The following is a 12,891-nucleotide window of genomic DNA, read 5'->3' as shown; positions in this document are numbered from 1 at the left end:
TGATGAATAAAATCGATATGAACAGGGCTGCATCGCAGAGCCAGAGGAAATCCGTGGAGGGGACCGTTGCGCGCCTCTCCGAGACGTTCAAGCGCAGTGAAGCTCATCGCAAGCGTCTGATCGAAAATGCCCGCCAGCTGAAACAGCAGCGTGACCAAGCTGCTTCCGAACTCGAGGCAGCAAACGCAGAACTGACACAAGTGAAGGGCAAGCTCGAAGAGATGGAGCAAGATGCCGCGGACGCTCTCGAAGAGATGCGCTCCTCGCACAATGCCCAGATCGTGGCCAACCAAGCCTACAACTCCGATCTGGTCTCTCGGGTCAAGGCGCTGTCCGACGAGGTGAAATCGCGTGACGCCCAGATTGCTGATCTCAACCGCCAGGTTGAAGATGCGAATGCCAAGGTGGCCGAAGCCTCGGAACTGAAGGGGCGTCTCAACGAGACCATCATGTCGATCCAAGCGGACGCCGATCGGAAGGTGGAAACTTCAGACACCAGGGCTCGCGAACTCGGGGACCGGCTCGCACGTCACCAGCGTGATCTTTCCCGAAAGCTGGATGCCCAAAATCGCGGCCACAAGGCTGAGATGGACAAGCTGACTGCAGACCACGAGTTGAGGGAGAAGGCACTCAGAGATGAGCTCACCCAGGAGCGTGCTCGTACCTCGGATGCTGAGGAGAGGATCCAATACGCTACGAACGAGAACGAACGTCTTTGCGCGTTGCTTGCGTCTTTGCAGGGCCAAGTCGAAGGGTTCTTCAGCCATAGCAGTGATTTTGACGATTTCGACGACATCGATACCACCTTCGAAGTCGAGGATGAGGTCGAAATGGTCACGAAGAGAACAGCAGTCCCGGAACTGGATGCTGGCCGCAATGTGTCATCGAAGAAGGAGCAGCGCTATGTCGAACGCGCAAACGGAGCTTGAGAGTGCCCGCCGGCGGCTTCACTCTCTGAAAGATCGGGAACGCAAGTCCAGCGCCGCGACCCTCCTGGAGATCATCAGTCTCCAGAAGAAGACGCAGGAGCTGAGGGACCGCCAAGAAGAGCTCAGCCAGGAGAACGACATGCTCATCGAGCAGCGGGACGAACTCTCTGAAAAGCTCGCGGCCAGCGAACAGGGGCGCTTGAGCGCCGAAGCTCAGCTCGCCGAGCTCAGGGCTTCGTATGAGAACCTGAAGGCTTCGGCAGAGAGCTTCGACACCGAACTCACGCAAGTTTCGCTCGAGCGGGACGAATGGGAAGCCGCCTTCAATTCGCTCAAGTCTCAGATCGAAGACACGTTCTCCGATGGGGAATCCGAGTATAGCCTGGAAAACTCAGGCTACAGCGACACGGCCGCACCCGGCGCGATGTGAAATCTAAATCTTCCCGCCACACCTCTGGCGGGGAGAGCCTCAAGGTGGTGGTGGAGATGAAAACCCAATCTAAATTCTGGAAATCAGCGATCTACGGGTCGACCATCCTTGGCTTCTCGTCCCTGGTGGCGACCACCTTTACGTTCTATGAGGCGCAATCGGCTTTTGATGTGATGACCTCTGCCACGTCTGCACAAGGTGTCGTCGCTGCGGATGCCGATCGCCTCGAAGCCGTCTCACGCTTTGCCTGGTGTTCACTCGGCCTCTCTCTGGTCAGCTTCATGGCCTCCGGACTTGGTATTGTGACCTACGCGGCCCGCTCCGCTTTTCAGCGGGAAACTCGTCGTGAGGCCGCTCTGGACGCAATACGCGCCACAGCCGATGAGGCGGCCCGGCTACTCAAAAAGGACGGCGACAATACCGCCGGTTTCCGTCGCAGCCTAGCGGGCCTTGATAGCGAAAGCCATGAAGGGAGTGCCGCCCTTATCATGGCCTCTCCGATTTCTGTAGCATTCGAGGAGTTGCCGCGTCTGAGGCGAAAGCTCCGCGAAGTCGAAATCCAGAACGGGACCCTGGAGGATCGGGTCAGCCGCATGCAGAAGGAGTTTTCCGCCCTCGCAAATGCCACAGACGCGGCAGAGAAGGACGCCCCGGCGGGAGGGCAGCTTGATCATCTATACGGGCTGATCTCGACTTTTGAAGAGGGGCTGGACCGTGTTCTGCTCGGAACCATGACGCCCTGGATTACAGACATGCAGCAACTCTTGCGCGAGGGACATCGCAAGCAACTTCACGCCGGAAACCAAAACAAGAAGGCCACTGCTTCCGTAGAGGTGGTGCAAAGTCACCTTCTTGCCGTGCGTGAGGCAATCGGCTCCATTCACGACGTGGTTCGCAAGGTGAGGAGCATTGCGGAGAGGACCAACAATCTTGCCCTGAATGCTTCCATCGAAGCCTCGAGAGCGGGCGAGGCAGGCCGCGGGTTTGCGGTGGTTGCTGATGAGGTGAACAGCCTGGCTGATCAGTCGAAAGGCTCCATCGAGGAGATCTCGAAGCTGATCAAGGATGCCACGGATGTCGCAGTTCGTGCGATCGCAGCTGCAGAAGATCTCCAAATCGAAGAGATCGAGACCGATCAAACCGGAATGCGTCTCGGAGATCTGCAGGCAGCTTCGAAAAAGCTCGAAGACGGTCTCAAAGACGAGCTTTCAAAGCTTCGGGCAGCTGTGGGGGCTGCCGATCACTCTACCTGATTGTCCTGTGGGCTTTCCCGCGCTGGTGGATCATCAATGCGATCTCCTCAAGTTCGGCAGCTTCCTTTTTGGCCCGGACCGCCTGGATCTCGGCCTTGGCGTTCCCAATGACGATATCGAGGCTCTTCACTTCTCCGAAGGCCTCACGTACCGCCTCTTCCTGGATTTCTCGCTCGGCAGATGTCTGGGTGAGGTGCTCTTCGATGATCTTGGACTGTGCTGTCACCGACTTCACGAACAAAGGGATGTAGCTCGCGGTCTCAACCGGTTGCTGGGCGTTATCCCTCATCAGAAGATCCGACAGGCGCGCCATCTCCCCAGAGAGCATCGCCTCCTTGTGGCGCAATTCCCCTAGCCGACCGGCCTTGGCTTCCAGATCAAGCTTTCGCATCCTCTTGACCAGCTCCAGGCTTCGGACCTGCTTTGGGGTCATCTCAGCAGTCCTTGGCCATCTGCATCGCCAGGGCATCCTGCGTGTGGATGCAGTAGTGGGTCGCGGCATCGTAGAAGAGTGTCTGAATTTCCTTCAGGTCGGTGATGTCTTCGTCGATGCCCTCAAGGAGCACCAGCTCGAAGTCTTGAGTGCGGTTCTTGTAGAAGTACGGATTCACGTCCAGTTGCGGCGCCAACACCGCTCCCAGCCCGATGTCCCCTATTGCCACGATGCACCTCGGGTGCTCGAGATGAACCAGATAGTGTCGGAGTTCCGGCACATTCTTGCAGATACCTTTGACACCACTGTTCATGTCTGAGCCGATAATCCAGTTCGACATCTCTTCCTCACTTCTTCAGTGAGAATATAACCCCATGATGCTTAAACAAAATTGCATACGGGAGAGTTCTATCCATATTATAATGAAGACAGCCACCGGCATCTATGGTACGTCGATCAAGAATAGATAGAGAGCACAATATGCCCCGAGAACACGTCGAAGCCGCGTCGGCAAACGCTGCCGTCGATTTTCAGAATTTTATCGGTGATCGCACCTTCGCGACCATCATGGCCGACCCGCCCTGGCGTTTTCAGAACCGCACCGGCAAGGTTGCCCCGGAACATGCCCGTCTCGCACGCTATGGGACGATGTCTCTCGAGGACATCAAGGACATCCCGGTAGCAGATGCATGCGAAGAGCGGGCCCACCTGTATTTGTGGGTGCCCAATGCCCTGCTGCCCGACGGCATCGACGTCATGAGGGCCTGGGGTTTCGAGTACAAGTCCAACATCGTCTGGCACAAGATCCGTAAGGACGGCGGCTCTGACGGACGCGGCGTTGGCTTCTACTTCCGCAACGTGACCGAACTTCTGCTCTTTGGTGTCCGCGGCAAGAATGCCCGCACCCTGGCGCCGGCGCGATCGCAGGTGAACATGATGCAGACCCGCAAGCGCGAGCATTCCCGCAAGCCCGATGAACAGTATGACCTCATCGAAGCCTGCTCCTGGGGCCCCTACCTCGAGATGTTCGGCCGCGGCGTGCGCGATGGTTGGGCGGTCTGGGGTGATCAGGCTGACCCGCTCTACGAGCCGACCTGGGAGACGTACGCACACAACTCGGCTACCGATCTTGGCCGTCCTCAGGTGGCTGCGGAATGAGCGCCCTGGGTTTCGACCACGTGAAGTGGTGGCCGTACTCAAGCCAGCCCGGCCATCCCCTCGGCGTCGAGAGTATGCAGGACGTCCTCTACATCTCGCGCGCGGGCTCGATCTCCTGCTACATCGGTTTCCGCGATGAGGAAGAGGTCGAGGCCTTCAAGCAGGCCAGAGGTTTCGGGGACGAGTGGAAGATGGTGGACCGGCGAGAGCCCCAAACGGCTCCGTCTCCGATGTCCATGATGCCAGGTTAACTCGGCGACGGTCGTCCCCACATACACTCGTGCCACGCAGACAAAGCCAGCCTTCGCGGCTGGCTTCTCATTTTCAGAGTCTACCGTGTTGTTGCATGGAAGTCCCCACCGTGACGGCCTATATGCCACTCCATAAGTCATGGAGCTCCCCTATGTCAGACGCCCAGCGCGAAAAGAAACCTACTCTTGGCGAACGCGTGTTCGGAGAGTTCTCCTGGCGAGATGGAAGCATCCCGCCCGCCTTGGCAGGACAGCCTGTCCCCCTGAAAATCGGTGTCATTGAAGATGTGAAGGCGCTTTTGCCGGGAGACCAGCACGAGGCGGTTCAGACCGCCATAGCGCGTTGGACGCGAGGAGCGCCCTACCTCATCGCCATTCTGGAGCCGGGGTCTACCCGTGTCGATCTGAGTGGGGCGCCCGTTGAGGAGGTGATCGAACAGCAGCGCGATCATGCCCGCCGTCAGCTCGAATACAAGCAGATCAACAAGGCTCGCAAACAACATCGAGAAGTCATCGCCGCGCTGGATGCCATCGACCGGATCTTCACCGAGCCGACGAGAGAGAACCTGGCGGCAGCCAAGAAAGCTTCGGCAGAGATACGGCGCATCATGACTTGGAAATGAGGTTGGAGTGGGCGAGGCATTCTCCTTTGCGATCGCCCACCCCTACGTCGGCCTCTCAGACGTACCCCAGAGCTTCTCGGACGCCTTGGAAGTCCAAGGTCCGATCGCCGAGGTCCCAGTTGAACAGCTTGAGGATAGCGTCTTCGTCAGGCTGCGCCACGCCCAGCGCTGAAACCTTTCCCTTGTGTGAAGCCCGATGAACGTTCTCACCGGCAAAGTGGCTGAGCACGGCGGCTTCCGGGACGGCAAACGCATCCCTGAAATATGCCTCATCCGAGACCAGGCGCTCCATCTGGACGATCTCGCATCCAGCTTGGATCGCAGCAGTCGAATAGGCCATCACGTGGTTGGTGGCGAAGGTGAACAGAGCGTTCGGAAAGGAGTTGGCGACTGAAGGCTGGCCCTGCAGGACCTCGCGGTCAAACATCACCAGCTTTTCCTGAGCCCGGACATCTCCGGCGAGGACCTTTTTGACGATCCACGCATAGCAGCTCTGGATTTGCTTGATCGGCTCGCGCACGATGATCATATGCTTCACGCCTTTCATCTTGCAGATCGCCTTCCCCTGTCCCGGTTCGTAGACAGCATGGATGGCGTAGGGCCGGGCTCCGTGACCCTTGCGATGCCGCATCTCGTCAAGAAAGTCCGGTAGCGCCGTGTCATTCACACCAAGCGGTACCTTTTCCTGAAAATTCTTGGAGCCGTGGCTCACATCAGCGTCGGGGATCTCCGCCAGGATGGATGAGATCGTATGTGTGGCTGCGAAGCCAATAGAGTCCGCCAGGATCATTGCGGTGTCCTTTGTCTATATCCAAACCAATCCTCCACCAAAGAAGCCAAAATGAAATGAAAGGGGCGCGACGCAACAAGAATAAATTGTTTGTAAACATGCTCGGGCGGTGGTATCTATTCTTTATCAACGAGAGCTATTTAATGCCAGACGAAGTCGTGAACTTTGACCCGAACGTGAACTACAGCGGCCGCATGGCGACGAAAGTTGTGCGCCTGACCTTCGGTCTCTGGGAGTACCGCTGGATGACCGAGGCGACCGTGGGTGGAAACACCCCCGGCCTGAGCGTGATCGAGGCGGCTGTCGGGTCGACATTCGAACGGGTGGCCGATAGCGGCTTTACCATGGTCCGGGAGCGCGATGGCGCTGAATTGTTCTGCGAGAACATCGAGGAGCGTGACGAAGACTGGCTTGAGGAAATGCTGGTTTCGGCGGAAATCACCTCAGTCGCCCCGCCAAGCCGCTGGGCTGACCCATGTGGATCCGTGGAAACTACGGCCAAGAACCGACCTGGCCTCGCGTGATCTTGCTGGTGCTCATTGCGGGCGGCCTGGTGCTTTTGACCGAGGTCTTTGAAGCCAAGTACGGCTACAGCAATACTCACGGAAGTACGGAGGAAGCCGATGGCTAGAAAGCCTTTGACACCATCAGAGCAGCTCGTAGGGCGCCGCCTGCCGCCCGAGTCCACTTATCGAGATCAGGTCATGATGTCGTATGTGAAAGACCCTGATGCCGCCAAGGAGGAGGACCGGTTCTGTGGCCGTTTCGCGCCGGTCGACAGCTGGCTCAGGGCCCCCCATCGGGCGGCCCGAAAGAAAGGGTGGCTGCGCGCAGGACAAGTCAACATCAGCATCCTTGGAAGCAAGGCGATGCCGATCTGGTACCTGACCGAGAGCGGCAAGATCGAGGCTCTGCAAGCTCGCGATCGCGTCCTTCAAACACGAGCTGCACGAAGTGAGTGGGTCCAGGATTTCCACGCCGCCCGCAAAGAGTACATTGCAAAGAAAGATTCTGAAAATGATCCAGACGTTCCCAGTTCCCCGAAGCCTTGAGGATACCGACCCCCAGGCCACGAAGAGTGGAGATGTGTCATTTTGCTCCTGTGGAGCCACTGAGGAGCAAGGACACACCTTCGGCTGCATCAGCGATCAGATGGCGCGGCGCAAGGCATCGACTGCTTCTGATGATGCAGCCGAAGCTCCGGCGACGATCCAGCCAGGACGGCCGGGAACTCCTACCATCGTGCATGTGAACCGGCAGCACATCGGCATGAATGCAAAAGATGGTGGGAACAGGCCGGTCTACACCGTCAAGTGCCCCGACGGGACCACTCGCTATGCTCGCGAGGTCGAGTTCGAAGGCAAGACCCGTGCGGTCTACGACGGGCGGCAATTGCGCTGCGGGGCACGGGCCTGGCTCGAGACCGAATTTCCGGTCACCCTGATTGACGAGATGAGTTTTCAGGAAGCCCGCGCCGCAGTATAACGAGTTTGCATCTATCCTTATTTGACTCCTGCCGCTTCTCAGGGCACTATCCATGCAAACATGGAGCGCTGAATGCCCGAACACAATAAAGACGCTCGCGACCTGATCGCGGATGCAAGCCTGATCGAGAAACTTCTGGACGGAGACGACGACGCTGTATTTGGAGACGGCTTTGTCGTGCTCAAGGCTGATGCCTTCCAAGAGATGATGGCAGAGCCCGAACGCATTTCGCTCGAAGCCCAGCGCATGGTTGCTGAGGCCAAGGAAGCCGAAGAAGACGCCAATCGTGTCCTCAGTAACTGGTTCGACCAGCGCCGGATCACTCAGGAGAAGATCGGTGAAGCCATCAGCAACGCCGCTGCGGGATACCTTCGCACCAGCCGCGTTGGCGGAATGGAACAAGAAGACAGCGACATGGTGCAGGGCGTGATCGATGACATGCTCCGCCAAGGGGTCATCTTCGACATTATCAACCGCCACTTCGCGCATCCCGACGATCAGCTCAAAGGGGTTCTTCGCGAGATCGAGGCCGAATGCCTCCGTCAGCGTACCGAGGAGGGCTATACGGACGAGGAAGACGATGGCTATTTCGCCGGGCGCCTCGCCGCGGCAGCTGGATGCTACATGCTGAATGCCGCTGACGTGCTGGCCGGCAACGAAGTTCCTGAAAATGAGGTGCCCCGCGCTTGGACCATGGTGCCCGAGGCGTGGAAGCCCAAAGAGCCCAAACGGGACCTGATCCGTGCTCTTGCGCTGGGCGTGGCGGAACTCAAGCGCATGTACCGTCAGGAGGATGCGGTCGAAGGCGAAGCGGTGGCAGACAAGTTGCCCGAGGAATACTCTGAAAATCTCGCACTCAACCGACATCGCCAACGCCTCTCTCGCGAGGCTGCTCTGCATCCGAACCTGTTCTTCTACTCGTCCACGCTCCGATCGCGGATCAACAAGTCTCTCCAGACATGTGAAATGGCAGACCCCGGGGAAAATGGGTTCCCCAAGCGGAACGCGCTTGGCTCTGCGGCCCTCAGCCTGGTTCTTGCCGGTCACTACAACCTTGCGAAGGGCGACGTGCAGAAGTTCACCTTCGGCGGCTGCTGCCATCATGGAGATCTTGAGACCGGCTACATCCCCCAGGATACGGCAGACTTCGAAGTCACCATTGTGCGGACACGGTGACCGACATGATCATCGACTACAATCTGGAGCCATTCGAGTGTGAAGCTGGCGTGCGCCTAGAGCAGTCGCTTCTCTATGCCGCCCTCCACCAAGTCCTCGGCCCTGCGATCGAGCCGTGGGCGACCATCTACGCACACAAGGGCGACCGACCTCTTTGGGGGCGGGACCGATTTGGTTCCAACGCCCAGCGCATCGCCGACGTGCAGGAAACCTACTCGGACCCCCACGTCCTCGAGGCGCTGGGCGATGCACGTATCGTGCCCAAACACCAAGTACAGGCTGAGCTCGATAAGCTCTACGCGCGTGGCCTAGGGGCGATCGTTCGCAATATGCGCGAGCCGACCATGTACCTGCGATATACGCAAGTCGGAGACGAGTTCATTCGACATGAGAGCGCGATCTCCGCCGACCGCTATCACCACCACATCCTCGTCCAACCCAATTGGGATCTAGACTATGTCCGTCGGTACCTGGTGGTTGCAGGAGAGATCGCGGCAGAGACCATGATCGCGCACAACGACGAACAGCCGTTGATGCTCCTCGATCGCGAGAACCGCGACCGCATGACCAAGAATACTTTTGACGGCAGTCATCGTTTCGAGCCCGGCAATCAGGATTGGTTCGCCGCCCAGCGCGCAGAGGCAGAGAGGCTACTCTCCCGCTACCCGTTGGTCTCGGGTGCGATCGATGTGGGCATTCGGCAGGTCGACGGAGACAGGAGCGCTCACATCGAGGCTGTCACCGCCGGCAAGCCCGGCCAGGTCGACATCTTCTTCGCCGATCCGAAGGCCTATGCTGAGAAGATCGCCGAGCACCTGCATGAACTCGAGCCAGAGTTCGCCGTGGAGAGCGCGATGTCGCCTTAGTGGTCTACTACTGGCATTCTACAAGGAAGGTAGTCGCCTGAAGGCGCTTAGCGGCGTCTTCAGGTGCCAGATACGCGCCGTTCTCGATCTCGGTGTAGGCGATCCCGTTGGATGCCAGAAATACCTTCGCCAACGTCCCTCGGATCGCGAAGTTCACGTTCTGCGCGATGTCGCCAGTCTCTCCTGCAAGGGCGAGCGCATTCAACTTGGATACGACAACGCCTACCACACCGCCGGAGCTGTTGATCGCCGGCCCGCCACTATTCCCGGGCTGCACCGGTGCGGAGATCTGGATGCTGGTCTCATCCCCCGCCAACCCCTTCATTGAGGACACGCTGCCTCTGCTCACGTTCAGGCCACCGAGAAGACCATGAAGCGGGTAGCCGGCAATGGTGATGTCAGCATTCAATCCCGCGTCGTGCTTCGCAAAGGGAAGCCACTCGGTCTCGGCCGGGACCATTAGCTTGAGCGCAGCCAAGTCAAAGGCGGCGCTCACGTTCAAGATTTCTGCGGGCTTTCCGTCCAGAGTGACGGTACCGCACTCCTCGACAACATGGGCGTTTGTGAGCGCGATGCCGTCGCCGTTGACGAAAAAGGCCGTGCCCGTGAAGCCCCCCTGCTCGTCGGGCACCGACGGTGGTGTGGAGCTGACCATACCGGTTTCTGGTGCCTCGGAATCCTCCTCAGAAAGCACATCGAGGAACTGCGACACGTAGGTCATCAGAACCCCATTCTCGGTCGGAAACATTTCGGAAGGAGGGCCACGCCGGATACTGCTCGATATGAGCGCTATGTCGGACTTCGCATCGTAGCCTGCAGCGATGAGCACCGTTGACCAAGTCCCCTGAATTTTGTCGCTACGAGCGTAGAGCGAACCATCACTTGTTCCGACCGAAGTCACCCACGTGTCCTCTCCACGGACCTCGTACGGTTGACCAATCCTCTTGGGCTCGCTGGCCAATCGCTCGTGCGCGCTTGCAAGACCAGAGAGGTCCAGGTCGTCGAATAGCACCGCAAGGTCTTTTGTCTCGTGTTCCCAAATCTCCTGGGTCCCGTCTTTTTCGGTCAGCCGCATATGCGCGCTTGGCATGAACATAGAGATGCCCAGGTAACCGACATTCTTGAGCTCCCAGCCTTCCTCTGAAATTCGTCTCATAGCCGACACTGCCAGCCATGCAGCATGCGCATTGGCCGGCTTGTCGATGTCGAAGGTTTCCATCGCATGCCGCTCGAATGCATCCTGACTACCACGCCCCCATGCCCCATCGAGCAGCCCATTGTAGTAGCCCTCCAGTGCGAGAGCGGCCTGAAGAAAACGCTTGTCACCGAGGCTGAGAGGCCGTGCGTCGAAATCCGACCAGAGGTTTTCAGTCGACGCGAGTGGGGCACCTGTAGACGCCTGCCACGCGACCTCACGAACATACTTCTGCCCGGTAGAGCAGTAGGCGTCAGAAGGGTAGTATCCAGCCGCTTTACGGCTGTTGAGCACCGCTGCCGCCTTGTCGGTGTTCACCATATCGACGGCTATCGCGTACCAGCCATTGTCGCTCAAGTAGACCGACGCCAAGTTTGCCCATCCGTTTTCGAGGATGTAGCTTCGCGCTTCTTCAACCGACGGTCGCGAGGCAACGACGAGAGCGCACTGACCGTTTGGAAAGAATGCAGCAGCAGCCGCGGGCAGCCCGGAAACTACCAAGCTGGAGCTACAAGCAAATCGGATCAGAGCACGAGTAAACATCCTCTCATGCTGCGCCTAAGCCGCTCACATCTCAACTGGAACTTTTCGCCAACTATCTGACGAATGCGGCTGTTGAAGCCGCGCAACATAGAGCCGTTGAAACCCTATGGCACGAACTCCAAAAAAAAGAGGTTCAAGAAGTCTTCGTCGCTGATCTTGTCAGTTGGGCGATCTTCTATCCCCTCAGGAAGCTCGAGCCCACGGAACCGAGGGTTTGACCGTACCCGATCGTCCCAGTCTGTCTGAAATCCCCCTTCTCCTATGCCTTGGATCTTGGTGCGGAAGGCATCGAACGTTCCTTCGTCCTCGAATGGTCCGAAGATCAGGTGGTCCTCTTTGGTGAAAAGGAGCACGAAGGCTTTCTTGCCGAAGGGGACCGGCCGAAACATCTCCATCTCACGAGTGACCAGAAGGCTGCCTAGCTGGCCGGCGCCAGATTCAGTGAGAGTGTCCTCCATCTCAGCATAGTCGTCTTGGCTCCATTCTTCTCGGAGAAGTGGGAGAGCAACGGCCATTGACAGGAAGAGGTCGCTCCCACCCTTTCCCCGGAGGCGGTAGTAGAAGTCATGACGGTCGATGTGGATACCCACAAGCCGCGTTGCCGTTCCCCTCATCGCATCCCATACAAGCTCATCGGCGTGGGGCGCCCAGCGCACATGGTCTTTCACCAGAAGCTCCTCGTTGGGCCCCAGGTCAGGGAAGTGCGGGAAGTCTGGAGACTGGTTGAGGATCTCAACGAACACTCCCGGGCCTTTGGGATCATCCTTGAGGGCGATCGCTTCGTTATACAGTTGGATTCGATGGTCCCCGAAGGCCACCCATTGCTCACGATCGCCCTCGACCCCCCAGAATTCCTCAGGGGACGAGCAGTTCATCTGAACAATCGGGCCCGGTCGACGGGGGGATGAGGTAATGCTGCTCGCCATTTGTGTCCGATCTCTAATTTTCTTCTGGAATGTGTGTTCGCCCTGCTAGCTTGGCAAGTGATCTTGTCGATGCGATGGCGATGTGGCGGAGGCTCTGGGATTCGAACCCAGGGAACGACTTACGCCGCTCAACGGATTTCGAATCCGCCGCATTCGACCACTCTGCCAAACCTCCGCAGAAACCCAAATTGGTTGGTCTAAAATCCCGGTTACCACTTTCCGGGGGCACTCTTTCGAGGTGCCGGTATCGAGGGTCTGCCGTTGCTCCAAGCAGCATTCGGGAGCTGTCCCCAAACCCGATACCAGCGGAGCAACAACTGGTCGCGGTGATCGCGTGGACCCTAACCCACGCAATTCGTCTATTCATGGCGGAGAGCAAGGGATTCGAACCCTTGAGACGGTACTACCGCCTGTCCCCTTAGCAGGGGGATGCCTTCGACCACTCGGCCAGCTCTCCACGTTGGACAGGCACGCTGAGCGCCGATCCAAAAAACTCGTCGTTCAGCCCCACCTATCGCTGCCCGTATGAGACGCCTAAACGCCTCCCCTGCCCCGCTATCTCGGCCGCGGAGCCACTCGCCGTAAAGGCATTTGAAGCCTTCGCTCCAGGTATCAAAGATACCTAGAGAAACTGGAGCGCCCCGCGAGGATCGAACTCGCAACCTAGTGATTACAAATCAATTGCTCTACCAATTGAGCTAGAAGCGCCCAATGTGCGATCGCTCGCACACTGAATTTTTGGAGCCGGCAGCCGGAACGACCCGGAACACGCGCGATGTCGGTGTTTCCACTCGCCCTCGCGAAGGGTGAGTCACCCAGCCGGCCTAGCATGC

General features: G+C 58.3%; 16 protein-coding genes and 3 tRNA genes. 11 read left to right on the top strand and 8 right to left on the bottom strand.

Annotated elements, in window-relative coordinates:
- Positions 1-2 precede the first annotated feature (2 nt).
- The 3 genes from G0D83_RS25505 to G0D83_RS32880 are packed head-to-tail and all read left to right on the top strand — an operon-like array spanning position 3 to position 2,612.
- Positions 3-929, top strand: a complete 927-nt coding sequence (locus G0D83_RS25505) for a hypothetical protein (RefSeq protein WP_164197375.1) — start codon at positions 3-5, stop codon at positions 927-929.
- Entirely contained in the window at positions 904-1,359 is a 456-nt protein-coding gene (locus G0D83_RS25500; protein WP_164197374.1) for a hypothetical protein, read from the top strand. The genes G0D83_RS25505 and G0D83_RS25500 overlap by 26 nt, the downstream gene beginning before the upstream one ends.
- Before the next feature lie 44 nt (positions 1,360-1,403).
- Positions 1,404-2,612 (top strand): methyl-accepting chemotaxis protein, encoded by a 1,209-nt coding sequence (locus G0D83_RS32880; RefSeq protein WP_370457317.1) that lies wholly within the window; start codon positions 1,404-1,406, stop codon positions 2,610-2,612.
- On the opposite strand, the gene G0D83_RS25490 is transcribed toward G0D83_RS32880, so the two are convergent.
- Together G0D83_RS25490 and G0D83_RS25485 are read right to left on the bottom strand one after the other, a co-directional pair.
- Entirely contained in the window at positions 2,605-3,045 is a 441-nt protein-coding gene (locus tag G0D83_RS25490; protein WP_164197373.1) for a hypothetical protein, read from the bottom strand. The genes G0D83_RS32880 and G0D83_RS25490 overlap by 8 nt on opposite strands.
- 1 nt (position 3,046) lies before the next feature.
- Complete coding sequence (locus tag G0D83_RS25485; protein ID WP_164197372.1) at positions 3,047-3,385, bottom strand: hypothetical protein; 339 nt, start codon at positions 3,383-3,385, stop codon at positions 3,047-3,049.
- 140 nt (positions 3,386-3,525) lie between these two features.
- On the opposite strand from G0D83_RS25485, the gene G0D83_RS25480 reads away from it, so the two are divergent.
- The 3 genes from G0D83_RS25480 (at position 3,526) to G0D83_RS25470 (ending at position 5,077) form a co-directional block, all read left to right on the top strand.
- Positions 3,526-4,203: an MT-A70 family methyltransferase gene (locus G0D83_RS25480; protein WP_164197371.1), complete on the top strand. Its 678-nt coding sequence runs from the start codon at positions 3,526-3,528 to the stop codon at positions 4,201-4,203.
- A complete protein-coding gene (locus tag G0D83_RS25475) occupies positions 4,200-4,454 on the top strand; it encodes a hypothetical protein (RefSeq protein WP_164197370.1) in 255 nt (84 codons plus the stop codon). The genes G0D83_RS25480 and G0D83_RS25475 overlap by 4 nt, the downstream gene beginning before the upstream one ends.
- A gap of 152 nt (positions 4,455-4,606) precedes the next feature.
- Complete coding sequence (locus G0D83_RS25470; RefSeq protein WP_164197369.1) at positions 4,607-5,077, top strand: ProQ/FINO family protein; 471 nt, start codon at positions 4,607-4,609, stop codon at positions 5,075-5,077.
- Between the two features lie 55 nt (positions 5,078-5,132).
- Here G0D83_RS25470 and G0D83_RS25465 read toward each other — a convergent pair whose 3' ends face one another.
- Positions 5,133-5,867, bottom strand: a complete 735-nt coding sequence (locus tag G0D83_RS25465; protein ID WP_164197368.1) for a hypothetical protein — start codon at positions 5,865-5,867, stop codon at positions 5,133-5,135.
- A gap of 56 nt (positions 5,868-5,923) precedes the next feature.
- On the opposite strand from G0D83_RS25465, the gene G0D83_RS25460 reads away from it, so the two are divergent.
- From G0D83_RS25460 to G0D83_RS25440, 5 genes are all read left to right on the top strand, one after another.
- Positions 5,924-6,391 carry a DUF5406 family protein gene (locus G0D83_RS25460; protein ID WP_164197367.1) on the top strand — a complete coding sequence of 156 codons (468 nt, stop codon included), beginning with the start codon at positions 5,924-5,926 and terminating at the stop codon, positions 6,389-6,391.
- Between the two features lie 99 nt (positions 6,392-6,490).
- Positions 6,491-6,919, top strand: a complete 429-nt coding sequence (locus G0D83_RS25455) for a hypothetical protein (protein WP_164197366.1) — start codon at positions 6,491-6,493, stop codon at positions 6,917-6,919.
- On the top strand, positions 6,885-7,352 hold the full coding sequence (locus G0D83_RS25450; RefSeq protein ID WP_164197365.1) for a hypothetical protein: 468 nt from the start codon (positions 6,885-6,887) through the stop codon (positions 7,350-7,352). The genes G0D83_RS25455 and G0D83_RS25450 overlap by 35 nt, the downstream gene beginning before the upstream one ends.
- Before the next feature lie 72 nt (positions 7,353-7,424).
- Positions 7,425-8,528: a hypothetical protein gene (locus G0D83_RS25445; RefSeq protein ID WP_164197364.1), complete on the top strand. Its 1,104-nt coding sequence runs from the start codon at positions 7,425-7,427 to the stop codon at positions 8,526-8,528.
- Positions 8,529-8,533: 5 nt separating this feature from the next.
- Complete coding sequence (locus G0D83_RS25440; RefSeq protein WP_164197363.1) at positions 8,534-9,394, top strand: hypothetical protein; 861 nt, start codon at positions 8,534-8,536, stop codon at positions 9,392-9,394.
- A gap of 7 nt (positions 9,395-9,401) precedes the next feature.
- Here G0D83_RS25440 and G0D83_RS25435 read toward each other — a convergent pair whose 3' ends face one another.
- From G0D83_RS25435 to G0D83_RS25415, 5 genes are all read right to left on the bottom strand, one after another.
- Entirely contained in the window at positions 9,402-10,961 is a 1,560-nt protein-coding gene (locus tag G0D83_RS25435; protein WP_164197362.1) for a serine protease, read from the bottom strand.
- Positions 10,962-11,236: 275 nt separating this feature from the next.
- Complete coding sequence (locus G0D83_RS25430) at positions 11,237-12,007, bottom strand: hypothetical protein (protein WP_164197361.1); 771 nt, start codon at positions 12,005-12,007, stop codon at positions 11,237-11,239.
- Between the two features lie 134 nt (positions 12,008-12,141).
- Positions 12,142-12,233: transfer RNA gene (locus G0D83_RS25425), tRNA-Ser, on the bottom strand.
- 191 nt (positions 12,234-12,424) lie between these two features.
- Positions 12,425-12,515 (bottom strand) — tRNA-Ser (locus G0D83_RS25420).
- Positions 12,516-12,690: 175 nt separating this feature from the next.
- Positions 12,691-12,766, bottom strand: a tRNA-Thr gene (locus tag G0D83_RS25415).
- Between the last annotated feature and the right edge of the window lie 125 nt (positions 12,767-12,891).

It is taken from the genome of Salipiger sp. PrR003 (genome assembly GCF_010500785.1).
In the GTDB taxonomy this organism is placed as follows: Bacteria; Pseudomonadota; Alphaproteobacteria; order Rhodobacterales; family Rhodobacteraceae; genus Salipiger; species Salipiger pacificus_A.
This window is presented reverse-complemented; position numbering and strand designations above follow the sequence as displayed.

Bases quoted from the DNA above. Each gene is read 5' to 3' on its own strand.
- G0D83_RS25455 (WP_164197366.1), top strand. From the start codon at position 6,491: ATGGCTAGAAAGCCTTTGACACCATCAGAGCAGCTCGTAGGGCGCCGC.
- G0D83_RS25470 (WP_164197369.1), top strand. From the start codon at position 4,607: ATGTCAGACGCCCAGCGCGAAAAGAAACCTACTCTTGGCGAACGCGTG.
- G0D83_RS25445 (WP_164197364.1), top strand. From the start codon at position 7,425: ATGCCCGAACACAATAAAGACGCTCGCGACCTGATCGCGGATGCAAGC.
- G0D83_RS25490 (WP_164197373.1), bottom strand. From the start codon at position 3,045: ATGACCCCAAAGCAGGTCCGAAGCCTGGAGCTGGTCAAGAGGATGCGA.
- G0D83_RS25440 (WP_164197363.1), top strand. From the start codon at position 8,534: ATGATCATCGACTACAATCTGGAGCCATTCGAGTGTGAAGCTGGCGTG.
- G0D83_RS25450 (WP_164197365.1), top strand. From the start codon at position 6,885: ATGATCCAGACGTTCCCAGTTCCCCGAAGCCTTGAGGATACCGACCCC.
- G0D83_RS25485 (WP_164197372.1), bottom strand. From the start codon at position 3,385: ATGTCGAACTGGATTATCGGCTCAGACATGAACAGTGGTGTCAAAGGT.
- G0D83_RS25460 (WP_164197367.1), top strand. From the start codon at position 5,924: ATGAAAGGGGCGCGACGCAACAAGAATAAATTGTTTGTAAACATGCTC.
- G0D83_RS25475 (WP_164197370.1), top strand. From the start codon at position 4,200: ATGAGCGCCCTGGGTTTCGACCACGTGAAGTGGTGGCCGTACTCAAGC.
- G0D83_RS25465 (WP_164197368.1), bottom strand. From the start codon at position 5,867: ATGATCCTGGCGGACTCTATTGGCTTCGCAGCCACACATACGATCTCA.
- G0D83_RS25480 (WP_164197371.1), top strand. From the start codon at position 3,526: ATGCCCCGAGAACACGTCGAAGCCGCGTCGGCAAACGCTGCCGTCGAT.
- G0D83_RS25430 (WP_164197361.1), bottom strand. From the start codon at position 12,007: ATGAACTGCTCGTCCCCTGAGGAATTCTGGGGGGTCGAGGGCGATCGT.
- G0D83_RS25505 (WP_164197375.1), top strand. From the start codon at position 3: ATGAATAAAATCGATATGAACAGGGCTGCATCGCAGAGCCAGAGGAAA.
- G0D83_RS25500 (WP_164197374.1), top strand. From the start codon at position 904: ATGTCGAACGCGCAAACGGAGCTTGAGAGTGCCCGCCGGCGGCTTCAC.